At 69.3% G+C, this 19,884-nt stretch carries 16 protein-coding genes and 2 tRNA genes; 11 read left to right on the plus strand and 7 right to left on the minus strand.

Annotated elements, in window-relative coordinates:
- Positions 1 to 24 precede the first annotated feature (24 nt).
- Positions 25 to 162 carry a 50S ribosomal protein L34 gene (gene rpmH / locus KSO97_RS06235; protein WP_232677220.1) on the minus strand — a complete coding sequence of 46 codons (138 nt, stop codon included), beginning with the start codon at positions 160 to 162 and terminating at the stop codon, positions 25 to 27.
- Positions 163 to 731: 569 nt separating this feature from the next.
- Here rpmH and dnaA point away from each other — a divergent pair.
- From dnaA to gnd, 3 genes are all read left to right on the plus strand, one after another.
- Positions 732 to 2,240 (plus strand): chromosomal replication initiator protein DnaA, encoded by a 1,509-nt coding sequence (dnaA, locus tag KSO97_RS06240; RefSeq protein ID WP_232677221.1) that lies wholly within the window; start codon positions 732 to 734, stop codon positions 2,238 to 2,240.
- A 411-nt stretch (positions 2,241 to 2,651) separates the two neighbouring features.
- On the plus strand, positions 2,652 to 3,791 hold the full coding sequence (gene dnaN, locus KSO97_RS06245) for a DNA polymerase III subunit beta (RefSeq protein WP_232677222.1): 1,140 nt from the start codon (positions 2,652 to 2,654) through the stop codon (positions 3,789 to 3,791).
- 77 nt (positions 3,792 to 3,868) lie between these two features.
- On the plus strand, positions 3,869 to 4,771 hold the full coding sequence (gnd, locus tag KSO97_RS06250; RefSeq protein WP_232677224.1) for a phosphogluconate dehydrogenase (NAD(+)-dependent, decarboxylating): 903 nt from the start codon (positions 3,869 to 3,871) through the stop codon (positions 4,769 to 4,771).
- A 15-nt stretch (positions 4,772 to 4,786) separates the two neighbouring features.
- On the opposite strand, the gene KSO97_RS06255 is transcribed toward gnd, so the two are convergent.
- Positions 4,787 to 5,176 (minus strand): DUF2752 domain-containing protein, encoded by a 390-nt coding sequence (locus tag KSO97_RS06255; RefSeq protein ID WP_232677226.1) that lies wholly within the window; start codon positions 5,174 to 5,176, stop codon positions 4,787 to 4,789.
- Positions 5,177 to 5,193: 17 nt separating this feature from the next.
- A complete protein-coding gene (locus tag KSO97_RS06260; protein WP_232677227.1) occupies positions 5,194 to 5,637 on the minus strand; it encodes an NINE protein in 444 nt (147 codons plus the stop codon).
- A gap of 122 nt (positions 5,638 to 5,759) precedes the next feature.
- Here KSO97_RS06260 and recF point away from each other — a divergent pair, with 122 nt between their 5' ends.
- The 7 genes from recF (at position 5,760) to KSO97_RS06295 (ending at position 17,432) form a co-directional block, all read left to right on the plus strand.
- On the plus strand, positions 5,760 to 6,914 hold the full coding sequence (recF, locus tag KSO97_RS06265; protein ID WP_232677228.1) for a DNA replication/repair protein RecF: 1,155 nt from the start codon (positions 5,760 to 5,762) through the stop codon (positions 6,912 to 6,914).
- Entirely contained in the window at positions 6,907 to 7,545 is a 639-nt protein-coding gene (locus KSO97_RS06270) for a DUF721 domain-containing protein (RefSeq protein ID WP_232677229.1), read from the plus strand. The genes recF and KSO97_RS06270 overlap by 8 nt, the downstream gene beginning before the upstream one ends.
- A 283-nt stretch (positions 7,546 to 7,828) precedes the next feature.
- On the plus strand, positions 7,829 to 9,976 hold the full coding sequence (gyrB, locus tag KSO97_RS06275; protein WP_374198466.1) for a DNA topoisomerase (ATP-hydrolyzing) subunit B: 2,148 nt from the start codon (positions 7,829 to 7,831) through the stop codon (positions 9,974 to 9,976).
- 20 nt (positions 9,977 to 9,996) lie between these two features.
- A complete protein-coding gene (gene gyrA / locus KSO97_RS06280) occupies positions 9,997 to 12,720 on the plus strand; it encodes a DNA gyrase subunit A (protein ID WP_232677230.1) in 2,724 nt (907 codons plus the stop codon).
- Positions 12,720 to 13,253: a DUF3566 domain-containing protein gene (locus KSO97_RS06285; protein ID WP_232677231.1), complete on the plus strand. Its 534-nt coding sequence runs from the start codon at positions 12,720 to 12,722 to the stop codon at positions 13,251 to 13,253. Before gyrA ends, KSO97_RS06285 begins: the two co-directional genes overlap by 1 nt.
- A gap of 299 nt (positions 13,254 to 13,552) precedes the next feature.
- Complete coding sequence (locus tag KSO97_RS06290; RefSeq protein WP_232677232.1) at positions 13,553 to 14,752, plus strand: zinc-dependent metalloprotease family protein; 1,200 nt, start codon at positions 13,553 to 13,555, stop codon at positions 14,750 to 14,752.
- A 124-nt stretch (positions 14,753 to 14,876) separates the two neighbouring features.
- Positions 14,877 to 17,432, plus strand: a complete 2,556-nt coding sequence (locus tag KSO97_RS06295; RefSeq protein WP_232677233.1) for a thrombospondin type 3 repeat-containing protein — start codon at positions 14,877 to 14,879, stop codon at positions 17,430 to 17,432.
- 74 nt (positions 17,433 to 17,506) lie between these two features.
- On the opposite strand, the gene KSO97_RS06300 is transcribed toward KSO97_RS06295, so the two are convergent.
- The 4 genes from KSO97_RS06300 to KSO97_RS06315 form a co-directional block, all read right to left on the minus strand.
- Positions 17,507 to 18,040, minus strand: a complete 534-nt coding sequence (locus KSO97_RS06300; RefSeq protein WP_232677234.1) for a hypothetical protein — start codon at positions 18,038 to 18,040, stop codon at positions 17,507 to 17,509.
- Between the two features lie 95 nt (positions 18,041 to 18,135).
- Positions 18,136 to 18,211, minus strand: a tRNA-Ala gene (locus KSO97_RS06305).
- A 27-nt stretch (positions 18,212 to 18,238) separates the two neighbouring features.
- Positions 18,239 to 18,367: a DLW-39 family protein gene (locus KSO97_RS06310; protein ID WP_232677235.1), complete on the minus strand. Its 129-nt coding sequence runs from the start codon at positions 18,365 to 18,367 to the stop codon at positions 18,239 to 18,241.
- Between the two features lie 41 nt (positions 18,368 to 18,408).
- Positions 18,409 to 18,482: transfer RNA gene (locus tag KSO97_RS06315), tRNA-Ile, on the minus strand.
- A gap of 244 nt (positions 18,483 to 18,726) precedes the next feature.
- On the opposite strand from KSO97_RS06315, the gene KSO97_RS06320 reads away from it, so the two are divergent.
- Positions 18,727 to 19,701, plus strand: coding sequence for an indoleamine 2,3-dioxygenase (locus tag KSO97_RS06320; protein WP_232677237.1), 975 nt, complete (start codon positions 18,727 to 18,729; stop codon positions 19,699 to 19,701).
- Positions 19,702 to 19,884 lie beyond the last annotated feature (183 nt).

Below are 19,884 nucleotides of genomic sequence, written 5' to 3' on the forward strand. Positions count from 1 at the left end.
GCAGGGACGGCCGGAGCCCGACCGTCAGACCGCGAGGTCCTTGCGACCCTTGCGACGACGCGACGACAGAATCGCCCGGCCCGCGCGGGTCCGCATGCGCAGACGGAAACCGTGCGTCTTGTGGCGGCGGCGGTTGTTCGGCTGGTAGGTGCGCTTGCTCACGACATTTCCTTCACAGGGGTGTTGATAGGACTCGTCCACCGTCGGGCCGCGGCGCAGCCACGGAGCTCCAGGAACAGCAGGAGCTCGCCCGGTCCGACACGACATGTCGGACCGCCCTTCGACTGGCACCGCCCCTCCACGGCGATCGGATCCCGTGGACGTGCGGCACCGGTCGACCCGGCTGTGGACCTTGCAACGGTACGCGGAGCGTCGAGACAGGGTCAAACCCTCGCCGAACGACAGCCCGCCCACACGGTCTAGCCTGTGGATGAATCATTGCCCCGGGATCACGCTCGGCGTTACGTTCACCGTCACGAGCCAACACCGGACGACCCCTGTTCGCTGGTCGACCATGACACTTGAGAGCGTCACCCCTGACGACCATCGCCCACCTGACCTGCACAGATACCGGATAGCGAACCAGAGGAGGTCGCGATGAACACCTCAGCCATCCGCACTCCCGGGCTCATGCACATCCTGTGGACAAACCTGTGGACTCATTCCAAACGACGTGACCGTTCCGCGAGGAACGCATCCGCCGCGACCCCCGCACAGCACTGACGGAGACCATGTCCCAGACGCCAGCAGAACACCCAGATCTCACGACGACCTGGGCTCAGGTACTCGATGATCTGCAACCGCACCAGCGGGCATGGCTCCGCACCAGCGTCCCGGTGACCCGACACGAGAACACCGCGATCATCGCCGTCCCGAACGACTTCACGCGTGCTCAGCTCGAGGGCAGACTGCGCAGCGAGCTCGAGGACGCCCTCACCGTCAGGTTCGGTCATCAGATCCGTATCGCGGTCACCGTGGACCCCGCTCTCGATGACCAGCTCGACACCGCAACCGGGGAGCCCCGCGATGTCGCGACTCACACCGGACATCCCGTCGCGCCCGGGCTCAGCTCTGTCGGCGAGGTCACCGGAGAACCCGACCATCCGTCGGCGCCCGCCTCCGACCGGACCGGGCCCGATCTGCAGCACGGAGCGGCGGCACCGTCAGCACCGACGGGACTACCGAAGCATGCCGGCCTCGAGACACGACTCAATCCCAAGTACACCTTCGAGACCTTCGTCATCGGCTCCTCCAACCGCTTCCCGCACGCGGCCGCGGTCGCGGTCGCCGAGGCGCCCGGCAAGGCCTACAACCCGCTCCTGGTCTACGGAGACTCCGGGCTCGGCAAGACCCATCTCCTGCACGCGATCGGCCATTACGTACGCAGCCTCTACACCGGCGTCAAGGTCCGGTACGTGTCCAGCGAAGAGTTCACCAACGAGTTCATCAACGCGATTCGCGACGATCGTCAGGACCGGTTCAAGAGCAAGTACCGCGACATCGACGTCCTGCTCATCGACGACATCCAGTTCTTGGAGGGGAAGACCCAGACGCAGGAGGAGTTCTTCCACACGTTCAACACCCTCCACAACGCCAACAAGCAGATCGTGCTGACATCCGACCGCGCTCCCAAGCGTCTCGAAGCGCTCGAGGACCGTCTGCGCAACCGCTTCGAGTGGGGCCTGATCACCGACGTCCAGCCTCCGGACCTCGAGACGCGGATCGCGATCCTGCGCAAGAAGGCGGCCATGGACCGGCTCACCGCACCACCCGACGTGCTGGAGTTCATCGCCTCCAAGATCCACACCAACATCCGTGAGCTCGAGGGCGCGCTCATCCGGGTCACGGCCTTCGCCAACCTCAATCGCCAGGAGGTCGACATGACCCTGGCTGAGATCGTCTTGAAGGACCTGATCCCCGAGGGTGGGGAACCCGAGATCACGGCGTCGCTGATCATCGCTCAGACCGCGGCGTACTTCGGTCTCAGCATCGAGGAGCTGACCGGACCCAGCCGCGGACGACACCTCGTCATGGCCCGCCAGATCGCGATGTACCTGTGTCGGGAGCTGACCGACCTCTCCCTCCCCAAGATCGGCGCACAGTTCGGCAACCGCGACCACACCACGGTCATGTACGCCGACCGGAAGATCAACCAACTGCTCGCGGAGCGCCGCGCTGTGTTCAACCAGGTCAGCGAGCTCACCAACCGCGTCAAGATGCACGCCCGGCAGACGTCCTGAGCGCCCCGTCCCCTCCTGTGGAGGACATGCGTCCCGACGTACGAATTACACGGGGAGGATCTGCGGAGACAGCGGGAGGACACTCACCAGGTCCGACCTGCCTCCACAGCGCACATCCCTCGACCACGTCGTCATCCACAACGACTGTGAGTCGACGACACCCCACCTGACCTGCGAGGACGACGCGAATCCGCGACTATCCACAGATTCCACACCACCTATGACTAACCCTGATCTACCAAGACATCCCTCGACCGCCGAACTCCACCTGGTCACCCCCCTGTGGATGACCCACCCGGCGTGGCAGGATTCGACTCCCACAGCACCCTCCTCGTCCTCGCCGACGCAGCCACATCGGCACCGTCCGGACGCCGAGCAGATCGACCACGTGCACTCCTGAAGGAGCGAGAAGTGAAGTTCCGAGTCGAACGCGACGTCTTCGCGGACGCCGTCGCCTGGGCAGCCCGCACGCTCCCGGTTCGCCCGAGCACCCCCGTTCTCGCCGGCCTGTTGATCGAGGCGGGTCCTGACGGACTGGTCCTCTCCACCTTCGACTACGAGACCTCAGCGCGTGCGACCCTCGATGCCGAGGTCCACGAGCCCGGATCCGTGCTGGTCAGTGGTCGACTCCTGGCCGACATCTGTCGAAGCCTTCCGGCGAAGCCCCTCGACCTGACCCTCGACGGCCCCCGCGCTTCGCTGACCTGCGGGTCGGCCCGGTTCAGCCTGCAGACGATGCCGGTCGACGAGTACCCGACCATCCCGCAGATGCCCGCAGCCACCGGAACGGTCCCCTCGGAGGTGTTCGCGCACGCCGTCGGCCAGGCGGTCACCGCCGCAGGACGCGACGACATGCTCCCCGTGCTGACCGGGGTGCGTCTGGAGATCGACGGCACCACGCTCTCGCTGCTGGCCACCGACCGCTTCCGGCTCTCGCTGCGTGAGCTCGACTGGAGCCCGTCCACGCCCGACGTCAGCGTCGCGGCCCTCGTACCCGCGAAGGTCCTCGGCGACACGGCGCGTTCACTGAGTGCTGGCGGCGAGGTCACGATCGCCCTGTCCCAGACCGGGGTCGGCGAGGGTCTGATCGGTTTCGAGAGCAAGACCGCCGGCGGCGTTCGACGCACGACCACGCGGTTGCTCGACGGCGAGTTCCCCAAGGTCCGCAGCCTCTTCCCGAACGAGCGCCTGACCTTCGCTCGTGTCGACAAAGCGACTTTGATCGACTCTCTCAAGCGCGTCTCCCTGGTCGCGGAACGCAACACCGCGGTCCAGTTGACCTTCGCCGACGGCGTCCTGACGCTCGATGCCGGTTCGGGAGACGAGGCCCAGGCCTCGGAGGCCGTCGAGTCGACGATCGAGGGCGAGGACCTCACGACGGGCTTCAACCCGCAGTTCCTCCTAGACGGCCTCGGCGCGATCGACGAGCCGGTGGTCGAACTCGCCTTCACCCAGGCCTCCAAGCCTGTGGTGATGCGCGGCGTCAGCGACGATTCCGATCACGAAGCAGTGTTCCGCTACCTGCTCATGCCGCGCCGCCTGCTCTCCTGACGGCGCCCGGCCTCCGGCCGACGTTGTCCGGACGTGCTACTCCTGGCTACATCACCGAACAGTGAACGGAGCGCACCATGCACCTCGGACTCGTCGGCCTCGGCAAGATGGGCGGCAACATGCGCACGCGGATGCGCGATGCGGGCCTGACCGTCGTCGGCTTCGATCACAACCGCGACCTCGCCGACGTCGGCTCGCTGAGCGAGCTCGTCGACGCGCTGCCCGAGAGTCCTCGTGTGGTGTGGGTGATGGTCCCCGCGGGAGATGCCACGCGCAGCACCATCCGTGAGTTGGCCGAACTCCTCGGCGACGGCGACCTCGTCGTCGACGGGGGGAACTCCAAGTGGACCGACGACGCGCTCAACGCCGAGATGCTCGCCGAGCGTGGAATCGGATTCGTCGACTGCGGTGTCTCGGGTGGTGTGTGGGGCCTGAAGAACGGCTACGCGCTGATGGTGGGCGGCAGCACCGACGACGTCGCGAAGGTCCAGCCGGCCCTCGATGCTCTGCGCCCCGAAGACGGGGGATTCGTGCACGCGGGTACCAAGCCCGGCGCCGGTCACTTTGCCAAGATGGTCCACAACGGCATCGAGTACGCCGTCATGCAGGCCTACGCAGAGGGGTGGGAGCTTCTCGAGGCCGCCGACCTCGTCGACGACGTGCCGGCCGTCTTCGACTCCTGGCGTACCGGCACGGTGATCCGCTCATGGCTGCTGGACCTCCTCGTAGCCGCCCTCGACGACGACCCGCACCTCTCCGAGCTCCGTGGGTACGCCGACGACTCCGGCGAAGGACGTTGGACCGTCCAGGCGGCGATCGACCACGCCGTCCCGATGAACGTCATCGCCGCGTCGCTCTTCGCGCGGTTCACGTCGCGCCAGGACGACAGCCCCGCGATGAAGGCCATCGCGGCCATGCGCAACCAGTTCGGCGGGCACGCCGTCCACACCCCGCCGCCTCCCGGCGGCGACGCGGACTGACGATCGCCTGTGACACTAGAACGCCGAGACGAGCCGCACCGCGGCGAAGCCCAGCCAGGCGACCACGATCGCCACGATCACCGGGCGGCGCACCACCACGTCGAGGTCCGGTGCAGCACGTCGACGCACCAGCGCGAACACGACGGCAAGCACGAGGGCAGCCGCCAGCACCATCGAGACCACGCCGAACGGGTTCGCCGTCAGCGAGTCGGACCATCTGCCGTGCATCGCATAGACCCAGGCGCGGGTGAGACCGCAGCCGGGGCACGGCAGACCCGTCAGCATCCGGAACGGACAGATGATCGGACCGTCCTCGATGCCGTCGGGGGAGAGCAGCGCCGCCGTCGCGAGAGCACCGACGGCGCCGACCGCCACCACGTGGGTGACGACGATGCCGCCAGGCATCCGATCGGTCGAGACGTTCAGCGCAGCGGCCTGCCGTCCGCGTCCGGCACCTTGCGCAGGATGATCAGGATCAGGTCGATGAGGGCCCAGATCCCCAACCCACCACAGGTGAAGAGCTTCAGCAGCCCCAGACCCGTGTACCCCAAGTAGAAGCGGTCGACCCCGAAGACCCCGACGAGCCAGGAGATGATCGCGGTGACGACCATGTCCTTGTCGGAGAAGACCCCGGGAACCTCCTTGGCGGGGAACCAGTTGGCGGCGGTCGCGGACCGGATCATCGCGTCCGGCTTGAGCGAGCCGTCGCGCGCCATGTGCGCGATCTGATTGATGTCGTAGGGCCCGTGCTCCTGGCCCATCGCCGAGATGAAGTACGGGCCGCTCGGAGCGGGAGCGCCATAGGGCGGCGGAGGCGGCGGAGGCGGCGGAGGCGGCGGAGGCGCGCCGTACGGAGGTTGCGTCATGGTCCCCAGAGTAGGAGATCGAGCACCGGCCGAGGCACCATGAAGTCGGGCCGCGACTAGGATCACCCAGGGTCTGGACGACGCGCACGGCGTTGCGCCGCCGTCGGGGCGAGGGGAGCGACATGCACGTCTCGCACCTGGCGCTGCACGATTTCCGCTCCTACGACGTCGTCGACCTGGAGATCGACCCGGGCGTCACGGCGTTCGTCGGCCGCAACGGCCAGGGCAAGACCAATCTCGTCGAGGCGATCGACTACCTCTCCCGGCTGGCCTCGCACCGCGTCGCCAGCGACACACCCCTGGTGCGTGCCGGCGCCGAGCGGGCGATCGTGCGAGCGGCCGTCGTCAAGGACGGCCGGACCGCGGTGCTCGAAGTCGAGATCCACCCCGGAAAGTCGAATAAGGGACGAATAAATAAGTCGACATTATCGCGGGTCCGGGAGCTCATCGGACTGGTCCGCACGGTCGTCTTCTCACCCGATGACCTCGTGCTGGTCAAGGGCGACCCGTCGTCGAGGCGACGGTTCCTCGACGACCTGATCGTCTTGGAGACGCCTCGGATGGCCGGGGTCCTGGCCGACTACGACCGGGTGCTGAAGCAGCGTGCGACGCTGCTCAAGACGGCGGGCCACGCGCGTCGCGGAGGGTCCACCCAGACGGCGGCGCTCGCGACACTCGATGTCTGGGACGCGCATCTGGCACGCACCGGCGCCGAGCTGCTGGCCCACCGGCTCGAGATCGCCAGCCGACTCCGGCCGCTGGTCGGCAGCGCGTACGCCATGGTCGCTCGCGGCGCCTCGCGGGACGACGCCACGATCACCTATCGGCCCAGCTTCGACGTCGACGTCGAGGAGCGCGACCACGGCAATCTCATCGAGACGCTGCTCGCTGAGCTCGCCCGACGCCGCGACGACGAGCTCGATCGGGGCGTCTGCCTCGTCGGTCCTCACCGCGACGACCTGCTCCTCGAGCTCGGCACCGGGTCGGCGTCCGAGCGGTTGCCGGTCAAGGGATACGCCTCGCACGGAGAGAGCTGGTCGGTTGCACTCGCCTTGCGACTGGCCTCCTACGAACTCCTGCGCGTCGACGGCGACGATCCGATCCTCGTGCTCGACGACGTCTTCGCCGAGCTCGACACCGGACGACGCGACCAGCTCGCCGAGCACGTGGCCGACGCCGAGCAGGTGCTCGTCACAGCGGCCGTCCCCGACGACGTGCCGGAGGTCCTGCGCGGGGTGCGGTTCGACGTCGCGGGCGGGACGGTGACCCGTGCCTGAGCAGGAACACCCCTCAGAGTCCGGAGGCGACCGAGCCGACGACCAGCACCCGAACGCCCCTGACTCCGCCGAGGCTGATTCGGCCGTCGACCACGACGACACCGGCCTCGACCTCGCACGGGCGGCGGCGCGAGCTGCGGCCGGAGCCGGCGTGCCGGCGAAGCGACGTCGTCGAGGCTCGGGTCGCGCAGGTGACGGGAAGGAATCAGGCGGTCGAGGACGCGGCACCGGGCGCGACCGACTCGGCGGGTACAGCGGAGCGCACCCTGACGAGCGCGACCCCCAGCTGCTCGACGGCGAGCTGGGCCGCCTCGTGGGCGAGCGGGGCTGGGCACTGCCGCTGAGGGTGCGGGGCGTGTTCGCCCGGTGGGCCGAGATCGTCGGCGCGGAGATCGCCGAGCATGCTCAGCCGGAGTCGTTCGACGACGGACGGCTCGTCGTCCGCACCGCCTCCACGGCCTGGGCCACCCAACTGAAGCTGCTCGCGCCGACGCTCGTGCGCCGTCTCAACGACGAGCTCGGCGACGGCACCGTGACCGTCGTCGAGGTGCGCGGACCCAACGCCCCGAGCTGGAAGAAGGGCCTGCGATCGGTCCGCGACGGCCGCGGACCGCGCGACACCTACGGCTGATCCAGGCTGAGCCACGATCGCTGGACCGGAGGTATCGGGGGCGGACCCACCCCCTCTGAAGCCGTCCTGGACACCTGAGAACGCCTCTGAGGGCCGATTCCGTCCAAACTTCGGGCCCTCTCCCGAAGCAGAACGCTGGTATCAGGCCGTGTGCAGGCTAAACTAGCCAGTGGGCCGCCCGTCCTTCTCGTGCGGCCTTCGTCGTGTCCGGCAGCCTCGCCCGGCACGTGGCCCGGCTCGTAGGAACCGGCGCCGGATCCGCCCACACGTGAAGAGGTCCTGCGTGACTGAGGAGTCCACCCCCCAGGTCAGTCAGACCCCTGACGACGGTCAGCCTGACGTCGCGATCGAGCCCGGCAACGAGACGAGCGGACTGCGCAGCTCCACCGTCGACGCCGAGTACGACGCCTCGGCGATCCAGGTCCTCGAGGGCCTTGAGGCGGTGCGCAAGCGCCCCGGCATGTACATCGGCTCGACCGGTGAGCGTGGCCTGCACCACCTGATCTGGGAGATCGTCAACAACTCAGTCGACGAGGCACTGGCCGGTCACTGCGACCGGATCGTGATGACACTCTGCGCCGACGGGGCGGTGCGCGTCGAGGACAACGGTCGCGGCATCCCCACCGACACCGCGCCAGGCCAGGAGCTCCCCGCGGCGACGCTGGCGCTGACCGTCCTCCACGCAGGCGGCAAGTTCGGCGGCGGCGGGTACAAGGTGTCGGGCGGTCTGCACGGCGTCGGCGTCTCGGTCGTGAACGCGCTGTCCAGCCGTCTCGTTCTCGAGATCCGCAACCGCGGCCATCTGTGGCAGCAGACGTTCCAGCTGGGAGAGCCTGACGGGCCGCTCGAGCAGGTGCGCCCGCTCGAGGACGGCGAGGGCACCGGGACGACGGTCACGTGGTACGCCAGCCCCGAGATCTTCGAGACGACGAACTACTCGCTGGAGACCATCAGCACCCGCATCCGTGAGATGGCGTTCCTCAACAAGGGCCTGGAGATCGTCGTCCGCGACGAGCGCCCCCAGGCCGAGGAGCTGATCGAGGCCGTCGAGGACGACACGGTCGACAACGCTGTCGACTCCGCCGGGCACGACGCACTTCGTCGCGCCGAGGAGGGGGGCATCGAGCAGGTCTTCCGCTACGACCGCGGTCTGGTCGACTTCGTGGAGCATCTCAACCGCCGCAAGGACAAGGCGAACCTCACCGTCATCAGCTTCGAGGCGGAGACGCCGGACGCGGTGGAGAACCACATGAGTCTCGAGGTGGCGATGCAGTGGAACACCTCCTTCACCGAGTCGGTCCACACCTTCGCCAACACCATCAACACCCATGAGGGCGGCACCCACGAAGAGGGCTTCCGCGCCGCACTCACCTCGCTGGTCAACCACTGGGGCGAGGAGTGGGGCCTGATCAAGAAGCGCGAGGACCGCGTCAGCGGCGACGACATCCGCGAGGGCCTGACCGCGATCGTCTCGGTCAAGCTCGGCGAGCCGCAGTTCGAGGGCCAGACCAAGACCAAGCTCGGCAACACCGAGGCCAAGGGCTTCACCCAGCGGATCGTCAACGACCAGCTCGGCGCCTGGCTGGAGCAGAACCCGGCCGAGGGCAAGGACATCATCCGCAAGGCCCAGGCCGCGGCATCCGCCCGGATCGCCGCGCGCAAGGCCCGTGACCTCGCGCGCAACCGCAAGGGACTGCTCGGCGGCGGAGGCCTTCCGGGCAAGCTGCGCGACTGCAGCTCGCGCAACCCCGAGGAGTGCGAGGTCTTCATCGTCGAGGGCGACTCCGCCGGCGGCTCGGCGGTGATGGGGCGTGAGAACCGGATCCAGGCGATCCTGCCGATCCGGGGAAAGATCCTCAACGTCGAGAAGGCACGCATCGACAAGGTGCTGGCCAACACCGAGGTGCAGGCCATCATCTCCGCCCTCGGCACCGGTATCCACGAAGAGTTCAGCCTCGAGAAGCTGCGGTACCACAAGATCGTGCTGATGGCCGACGCCGACGTCGACGGCCACCACATCAACACCCTGCTGCTGACGCTGCTGTTCCGCTTCATGCGCCCCCTGATCGAGGCCGGGCACGTGTACCTCGCGCAGCCGCCGCTGTACCGGATCAAGTGGAACAAGCCGCACGAGCACGAGTACGTCTTCTCCGACGCCGAGCGCGACGCCGTGATCCGCGACGGGCAGGAGCACGGAAAGAAGCTGCCCAAGGAGGCCCCGATCCAGCGGTACAAGGGTCTGGGTGAGATGAACGCCGACGAGCTGTGGGAGACCACGCTCGACCCCGACCAGCGTGTGCTGCTGCAGGTGACGCTGGAGGACGCCGCGCAGGCCGACGAGATCTTCTCGATCCTGATGGGCGAGGACGTCGAGCAGCGTCGCTCCTTCATCCAACGCAACGCCAAAGACGTCCGCTTCCTCGACATCTGACCAGCTGAGAGAACTGACTGATGACTGAGACGCCCACCGACGACGCCCCCGTGGGCGGACGCGTCGAGCCCATCGACCTGCAGGAGTCGATGAAGCGGTCCTACATCGACTACGCGATGGCCGTCATCGTCGGCCGCGCGCTGCCCGACGTGCGGGATGGACTCAAGCCGGTCCACCGCCGCGTTCTCTACGCGATGTACGACGGTGGCTACCGCCCCGACCGTGGCTTCAACAAGTGCGCGCGCGTCGTCGGCGACGTCATGGGTAACTACCACCCCCACGGCGACTCGGCGATCTACGACACTCTCGTGCGTCTCGCCCAGCCGTGGGTGATGCGCAACCCGCTGGTCAACGGCCAGGGAAACTTCGGGTCGCCGGGCAACGACCCCGCGGCCGCGATGCGGTACACCGAGTGCCGGATGGCGCCGCTGGCCATGGAGATGGTCCGGGACATCGACGAAGAGACCGTCGACATGACCCCGAACTACGACGGCAAGACCAACGAGCCGACGATCCTGCCGGCCCGCTTCCCTAACCTCCTGGTCAACGGCTCGGCCGGCATCGCGGTCGGCATGGCCACCAACATCCCGCCGCACAACCTGCGCGAGGTCGCCGAAGGCGCGACCTGGTGCCTGCAGAACCCGGACGCGACGCGCGCGGAGCTCCAGGACGCGCTGATCGAGCGGATCAAGGGGCCCGACTTCCCCAACGGCGCTCTGATCACCGGGCGCCAGGGCATCGAGCAGGCCTACCGCACCGGTCGCGGCTCGATCACCCAGCGCGCGATCATCGAGGTCGACGAGGACAAGACCGGGCGCACCGTGCTGGTCATCACCGACCTGCCCTACATGGTCAACCCCGACAACCTGCTCGTGAAGATCGCCGAGCTCGCCGACGCCGGCAAGGTGCAGGGCATCTCCGACGTCCGCAACGAGACCTCCTCCCGCGTCGGTCAGCGCATCGTCGTCGTCCTCAAACGCGACGCCGTAGCGCGCGTCGTCCTGAACAACCTGCTCAAGCACACCGAGCTGCAGACCAACTTCAGCGCCAACATGCTGGCTCTGGTCGACGGCGTGCCACGCACCCTGACCATCGACCAGTTCATCAGCAACTGGGTCGACCACCAGATCGAGGTCATCCGGCGCCGCACCGAGTTCCGGCTCAAGAAGGCCGAGGCCGACGCCCACATCCTGCGTGGGCTCGTCAAGGCGCTCGACATGCTGGACGAGGTCATCGCGCTGATCCGTCGCTCGCCCGACGTCGCCGACGCCCGGACCGGCCTGATGGAGTTGCTCGACGTCGACGAGCTCCAGGCCAACGCGATCCTCGACATGCAGCTGCGCAAGCTCGCGGCCCTGCAGCGCCAGAAGATCATCGACGACCTGGCCGCCATCGAGCTGGTCATCGCCGACCTCAAGGACATCCTCGCCAACGTCCCGCGTCAGCGCTCGATCGTCGTCGACGAGCTGGCCGAGATCGTGGAGAAGTACGGCGACGACCGCCGCAGCCAGATCATCGCCGCCGACGGCGACCTCTCCATGGAGGACCTCATCCCCGATGAGGAGCTGGTCGTCTCGATCACGCGCGGCGGCTACGCCAAGCGGACCCAGCGCGCGCAGTACCGGCTGCAGAAGCGGGGCGGCAAGGGCGTGCGAGGCGCGACGCTGCGCGGCGACGACGTCGTCGAGCACTTCATCGCGACCACGAACCACCACTGGCTGCTGTTCTTCACCACGGCCGGACGCGTCTACCGCACCAAGGCCTACAACCTCCCGGAGGCCTCGCGCGACGCCAAGGGCGGGCACGTCGCCGGGTTGCTGAGCTTCCAGCCCGACGAGCAGATCGCCCAGGTGCTGGCGATCCGCGACTACGACCAGATGCCCTACCTGGTGCTCGCCACGAAGAAGGGCCTGGTCAAGAAGACCCGCCTGGGCGACTACAACTCCCCGCGCCAGGCCGGCGTGATCGCGATCAACTTCCGCGACGACGACGACGAGCTGATCGGCGCCGAGCTGGTGGGCGGCGACGACGACATCCTGCTCGTCTCGCGGCAGGGGTCCGCGATCCGCTTCAAGGCCGACGACGGTCAGCTGCGGCCGATGGGCCGGGCGACGTCGGGCGTGACGGGCATGAAGTTCCGTTCCGACGACGACACCGTGCTGTCGATGTCGGTGATCCGCGCCGCGCAGATCGCCGTCGAGGAGTCCGCCGAGGACGCCGAGGCGGCCGGCCAGCAGGTGCAGTACGTCTTCACGATCACCGACGGCGGCTTCGCCAAGCGCAGCCCGATCGCGGAGTACCGCGTCACCAACCGCGGCGGCCTGGGCATCCGGGCGATGAACCTGGGCAACACCGAGCGCGGCGTCCTGGTGGGCGGCTTCATCGTCGAGGACGGCGACGAGGTCATGTCGATCACCCAGTCCGGCCAGGTCGTGCGCTCGCCGATCAACGCCGACTTCCGCCCGACGGGGCGCTCGACCATGGGCGTGAAGTTCGTGTCCCCGAAGAAGGGCGACGCCGTCGCGGTCGTCGCGCGGTCGGTGGAGGCGAAGGAGTCCGGCGAGGACGGCGAGGACGTCGAGGCCGGTGCCGCGGAGGGCGAGACCGGCGCTCCGGTGGTCGAGTCGGGTTCCCCGGTGGTCGAGCCGGTCGAGACCGCCGACGTGGCCCCGGATGCCACAATCGTGGCTGAGGGCGCCGAGACCGACGTCCCGCCCGCGACCGACTCAGGAGACGAAGGCTGATGAGCGACCGCCCCGGCTCGCCGTCCGCACCCTCGCGCCCGACCGACCAGTCCGGCACGGCCGTCCGCCCCGGACTCGCGGAGCGACTCCAGGCCAAGCTCGGCGCTGCCGCCGACCAGGCCCGCGCCGCGAAGGCCGCGCCGACCGCATCGCCGGCTCGTGGTCCGCGACGGGCCCGGCTCCGGCTGACCCGGATCGACCCGTGGTCGGTCATGAAGAGCGCGTTCCTGCTCTCGATCGCCTTCGCCGTCGTCACCGTCGTCGCGGTCGCGGTGGTGTGGGAGGTGCTCAGTGCCGCTGGCGTCTGGACCTCGATCAACGACACTGTGCGCGATCTGCTGCAGGATCCGTCCAGCTCGGACTTCGACATCGAGGACTACCTCGGCACCTCGCGGGTGCTCGGGTTCACGATGCTCGTCGCCGCCGTCGACGTCGTGCTGATCACGGCGATGGCCACGCTCGGGGCCTTCCTCTACAACATGTCGGCCGCCCTGCTCGGCGGCATCGACGTCACGCTCTCCGAGGAGAACTGAGCTTCCCGAGCGACGCCTGAACCGAGGGATCGAGCCACTCGGAGTTCTGGCCGAGCCGGCGCTGCCGGCTCAGGTCCGTGGACTGGCGACCGATTGCAGGGTGACCATCCCCTGCAGGCCGTCGTCCAGGAATCGCCATGTCGCCGCACCGACCCCCCGTGCGGTGTCGGTGGCGGCGGGTCGTGACCGCGAGCGCTGCTGTGCTCGCCGTCGTCGGCGCGCCCTCCCCGACGCCAGCGCCGCATCCGGTCCCGATCCGGACCACAGCGCCCTCGGAGAGCCGGGCAGCGTCGCGGATCGTGGCGGACGCGGTACCGAGCGCCGCTGTGCTGCGGGCCCTGCCAGACGCAGCACGCCGTCCGGGCCACCTCCCGCGGTTGGTGCCGACCGCGCGCACCTTCGAGCTCGCCTCGCGTCCCGGAGCACCGTTGACGGTCTACCTCGACGTCACCGGACACACCGTGCGCGACGGGCTCTGGGTCGACAGCTACGGCGGCGGTGCCGCGGTGGAGGCGCCGGCCTACGAGGAGCCGGGCGGGCGGTCACCCGGGGTGGTCAGCGCCCGCGAGGCGGCCTGGATCCAGCAGGTGTGGGCCGGCGTCGCCGACGACTTCGCGGCGTGGGACGTGAACGTGACGACCATCGAGCCACCCGAGTCCGACCTCGTGCGCGCCGATGACCACGATCCCCGATACGGAGTGCGGGTCGTCGTCACGCGTGCGGAGCCGTGGACGCCGCGCTGCGACTGCTCGGGCCTGGCTTGGCGGGGTCTGTTCGACGACGTCGGGGAGGTGAACCGGCGCAACGGCATCGTCTGGGTGTTCACCGGCGTGCTCCGCTCCGTGCCGTCCTGGGTTGCAGCGACCGCGAGCCACGAGATCGGGCACGCCTTCGGGCTGCGCCACCACGGGGTCCGGACGCCGGGCGGCGCCGCACAGGAGTACTACACCGGCCGCGCGCCGTGGGCGCCGATCATGGGTGCGCCCCATCTCAATCCCGTCGTCCAGTGGTCGCGTGGCGACTACGCGGGCGCCGACAACGACCAGGACGACCTCGCCGTGATCGGCGCCCATGCCTCACCCGTCCGCGACGACTATCCCGACGACCCCGGACTGCTCGGCATCGTCCCCCTGCGCGGGTTCGGCTCGACGGTGCGCGGCGTCATCGGTCCGGGCGACGTCGATGTGTTCAGCGTGCTGGTGGTGCGACCGGGGCGGTACCGGATCGCCGTGCGGCCCGCCGTCCGCCCCTCGGCGCTCGACGTCGCGGTGGACGTGCAGTCGGCCCTGGGACGTCGCCTGGCGTGGGTCGCGCCGTGGACACGGCGGCAGGACAGCGTGACCAGCCTCGGCACCGACGCCAAGCGCACGCTGCGCCTGGGCGTGGGACGCCACTTCATCGGCATCACCGGCGCCGGGCAGGGCGACCCTCAGGCCGGCGGATACTCCTCCTACGGTGCGATCGGAGCATGGGAGGCCACGGTGACCCGGGTGCGCTGAGGTCGGGGTCTCGTGACGCTCGCTGCGCTCGCTCCTCGACCGCCGGGGCTGGTGGTGGTCAAGGGGTCGCTCCGCGACCGTCACGCGACCCGTAACCCACCGCCACGTGTGACGTTGTGCACATATGGCACCCCCACGCGCCCACGTCCTGCCCGCCCGCCGAGCCGCCGCCGTCGCGACGCTCCTGGTGGGGAGCTCCCTGGCGATCGCAGGATCGGCGACCGCCGCGACGACGCTGACCGTGTGCGACACCGGATGCAGCTACACCACGATCGCCGCTGCTGTGGCCGCTGCGCAGCCCGGCGACACGGTGCAGCTCTCCGCGCAGACCTACACCGGGGTCAACCAGGTGGTCGTCGACAAGCCGATTCGGATCCTCGGCGCCGGCCCGGGCCAGACGATCGTGGACGGCGCCACGACGGCCACGGGCACCTCGATGTTCCGGGTCCTCCCGCCGGCGGTCGGCAACGGGGCGAACAACGGAGTCATCGAGATCTCCGGCATGACGCTGCGTCATCCGGGCCCGAGGGTCGCCTACCAGATCTACATCGGCGTCAAGCAGTTCACCACCGGCATCACCGCCGTGACGATCAGCGACGTCGACTTCGCCGCCACCGCCGATCCCGCAGGCGCGGCAGCGACTCCCGCCACCTCGGTCACCTCGAACTACGCCCTCTACGCCGACGGCGGCTACACCAACAACACCGAGCGCGTCGCGCCGTCGCTGACGCTGCGCGACAACACGACGTCGGGGCAGCGCTTCAACGCCTTCGGCGTGGACGCCTGGCGCGGCCCGGTCGCGATCCGCGACAACGTCGTCACCGAGGGGAGCAGCGGCAACTCCTCGCTGCTGGTGTTCAACGAGTACTCACCGAGCCGCATCACCACCCCGGTCGTGGTCGACGGCAACACCAGCACGGGCCGGCTCCTCGCGGTGCGCAACATCGACCAGAACGCGACCCTCGAGAGCCGCAGCGGGTTCGACGACGTCACGATCTCCAACAACGTGGTGACGGGACTGACCGCCGGCGACTACGCGGCGATGGTCAGCACGAACGCGCCGGCGGGCGACTACGTCCTCGGAGGGGCGACGATCCCGAGCGCGGCGATGGACTTCGGTCGCGTGCGGATCCACGGCAACGTGGTGCGCGGTGACGGCACCGACACGACGTCCGGCTTCTATGTCGGCGGCGGGGTCGAGAGCACCGTGATCGAGGACAACGACATCGCCGGGGTCGGCGCGGGAGTCCGTGCCTACCCGGTGAAGGGCCGTCAGCCCACGGCGATCACGGTCCGCCACAACCGTCTGATGGCGACGCGGTACGGCGTCCTCAACGAGAGCACGGCACCGATCGGAGCTGCCCAGAACTGGTGGGGCTGTGTCCGCACCGACCCCCGCACGGTCGACACCACGGTGGCGGTTCCGGTGTGCGCCGGGGCCCATGCCACGGCGGGGTCCGGCACGATCACGACCGCTCCCTGGATCGCGGCGACCCTGAGCGTGGCTCCCCCGACGCTGTTCGTCGGCGACACCGCGACCGCGACCGCGACGTTCGGCTCGACCTTCGACGGTACGACGGTGGGCGTGGTCACCGGGACGCCGCTGCCGTCCTTCTTCACCGGCCTGGCGACGACGTTCGCGGCGACGGTCGGCTCGATCGCGCCCAGCTCGGGCGCCCTCGACGCCCAGCTGCGCAGCAGTGCGACCTACACCGCGACGGCGCTCGGCCCGGACACGGTGACCGCCACCGTCGACCGGGTCGACGTCGTCACGGCGGCCCAGGGCGGCGGTACCGCGACGACGACCCGTCGCGGCGAGCCGATCACGGCGTCGGTCCAGACCTTCCCGCCGTTCGTCCCGCCGACGACTCCCCCGACCACACCGCCGACGACCCCTCCCACGACACCGCCGACCACGCCGGTCGACACCGACGGTGACGGACTCACCGACGAGCAGGAGGCGGCGTTGGGCACCGACCCGACCAAGGCCGACACCGACGGCGACGGCGTCAGCGATGCCGACGAGGTGGCTGCTGGGACCGATCCCCTGGTTCCGAACAACGTCGACCCGGGTCCGACCCCGGGTGTCGACACCGACGGCGACGGCCTCAGCGACGAGGACGAGCAGGCGTTGGGCACCGATCCGACCAAGGCCGACACCGACGGCGACGGCATCAGCGACGGCGTCGAGGTCGCCGGAGTCCGGCGCTGCCCGAGCGGCACCAACCCGCTCGAGCCCGACACCGACGGCGACGGTCTGACCGACGGCGCGGAGATCAAGGGCATCGTGATGAAGACCAAGGTCACGACGCGCAACCGGGAGTACCGGATCGGCCGCATTCGCACGAACCCCTGCAGTCGCGACACCGACGGCGACGGCCTCTCCGACCGCCGCGAGATCGCCGGCATCAAGATCGGTCAGCGCGTGGCGACGTCCCGGACCGACGGCTACCGGATCGGCCGCCGCAGCACCGATCCGACCAAGGCCGACACCGACCGCGACGGGCTCACCGACAAGGACGAGGTGACCGGCCGGAAGAACACCGCCCACAACAAGCGCAAGTCCGACCCGACCAACTTCGACACCGACGGCGGCGGCGTCTCCGACGGCCACGAGGTGCGCGGCGGCGCTGACCCGAGCGCTCAGCCCTCGGGCCTGCGCAACCCTCGCGGGCGGTAGCAGCTGTCGACCGGCGCCTACCCAGATCCTCGGGTGGGCGCCGGTCGATGTCGGTGAGGCTCGACCCGATCGTCTCAGTAGGCGAAAACGTGCGCGCTGAGGACGTCGATCTCGCGCCGGGGATCTCCGAAGAACGCACCCAGGCGACGGGACACGAGGTGGAACGGACGCTCCCTCGGGGATCCGTCCGCCTTCCAGTTGTTGGTCGGGACGATCAGGAACAGATGGTGTGCGTCGGGTGCGATGTGCGCCTTCCAGAGATCCTTCAGATCGTGGTTGTTGGTCGTCGTCCCGCCACGTTCGACCTCCGCGATCACGCCGCGTCCCTCTCCCGTGGCGAAGAAGAAGTCGGGTCGAGCCCGGGTCACGAAGCCCGTCTGCGGGGTGAGCACGACTTCCTCGCTGAATCCCAGCTCATGGGTCAGGAGTGCCGCGAAGTGGCCCTGGATGGCCTGACTCTGAGCACCGTGCACATGTAGAAGCGCGATCTCGTCACGGGTCGATGAGATGTGCGTTCGCAGACGCTGCGCGAGTTCGTCGACGAGGGCCAGTTCCGCAGTCAGAGCGGGCGGAATCTCCGTCCTCACGTGGCGTGCGTAGGTCTCCATGCGGCGGAGCTTCTCAGCTCGAGTCGGCTGAAGCTAGCGACTGGTCGCCGCCCCTGGCTCACGCGGCGAAAGCGATCTTCATCGGCGGACGGGGGTGGTGGAGCCTAGGGGACTCGAACCCCTAACCCCCTGCTTGCAAAGCAGGTGCGCTACCAATTGCGCCAAGGCCCCGGTGCCCGAAGACTCGGGCGGGATGGATCAGTTGCCGCGGGTGACCGCGTCGGTGGCTTCGGCCCACAGGGCCTGCTCGGAGCGGCTCTCGGCGATCTTCTTGCGAGCGACGACGGCGCCCGCAGCAGCCAGGGCGAGAATGACCAGCTTCTTCATCGTTGCCTCCGAGTTCCCCGTCGTCACCGACCGGTCGAGAGTGGGCCTAACAGGACTTGAACCTGTGACCTCTTCCTTATCAGGGAAGCGCTCTAACCGTCTGAGCTATAGGCCCGCAAACCTGGGAGACAGTACCCCACCGCTCGGCGCACGCTCAAAACGGGCCGACGTCCGTGGCCGCCTCGGGCAGCGGTGAGGTCTGTGCCGCAGACCGGCGCCCGGATCGTGGTTGGGCGCAGGACTGCCATGGGGCACCGAGCGCGCCGGGCGCGAGGACGACGTGCGTTCCGCAGACCCGTCTCCCCGTCGGTCTCGGGCACACGGCCCCGCGGGCCGGGCGCGGGTGGCAGGATGCCGGAGTGAGGACGCGGAGGGGGCGCACGGCGGCGGTCGCGGCGACGATGACGGCGGTGGTGGCGTTGACCGTCACGGCCTGCTCCGAGGACGGCGACGAGCCCACCCCCGAGGTCGCGCCCACGCCGACGGCGACACCGATCCCGCCCTTCGACGCCGACCAGCCGGCAGCACGCGCCGTCCTGCCGCTGGTGCCCGTCGATGCCACCGAACTGCGCGTCACGGACTGGGAGCAGGTCCGGCTCCGCGTCGGTCGCGAGGACATCACGTCCGCCGCGCCGCGTCGCCAACGCGACCAGTTCTGGCGCAAGGTCGATCGCAACGTTCCCCTGCTCGACACCGGGCTGCTCCGCCCCGACGCCGAGCGCCTGCTCGCCGACTACTCCTTCACCCAGGACGACGTCGCGTGGGAGGCCCACTTCGAGACGCCGCGTGGGTCGGGCTGGGTGCTGCTGATGGACGCCCCGGTGCTGATGGCCGACGTCGAGCGCGCCGTCGACGACGGCGTGGGCGCGCTGCGGGGTGCCGAGGTCGACGTCGCGCGCCGTCTGGTGATGCGCGGCGTCAGCGCCGAGCCCGAGGAGAGCTGGGCGATGGCTCCCGAGCTCGGCGAGCTCGTCGACGACACCGGCGAGTCGACCTACGTCCGCGCCGGGTGCCTGGACGCCGACGCCGTGCTGGGCACGGTGCCCGACGGCTCGCTCGCCCGCCTCCAACCGCTCGGCGGCTTCGTCGTCGTCCTCGCCGGACGCCTGGCGACGGTGTACCTCGGTACCGACCGCGCCGACGCATTCGCGCGGGCGCGCCTGGATCGCACGAGCTTCTCCACCGCCCCGCAGGTCTCGCAGTTCCAGCGAGCCTGGGGCCAGGCTGTCGCCGACCCCTCAAGTGGCCGGCTGGGGTACCGCATGCGTGATGACCGCGCGGCCACCGAGCTCATGCTCGATGGAGATCTGCCGTTCGCCGTCTGCGACGTGTGAGCGCGCCGGTCGCGCCCGGTGGGCGGTGAGTCGCTGAGGCTCTTCGACCGACCGGGTGGCCGGGCGGTGAGCTGCTGAGCGATTGCTCGACTGGTTTCCTCACCAACTCACCGCCGCGCGGAGTTCGCCGCGCGTAAGCCTCTGTAGATCACCGCCCAGCCGGGCGCCACCGGCTGCAGACCG

It is taken from the genome of Nocardioides sp. R-C-SC26 (assembly GCF_021246465.1).
Lineage (GTDB): Bacteria > Actinomycetota > Actinomycetes > Propionibacteriales > Nocardioidaceae > Nocardioides.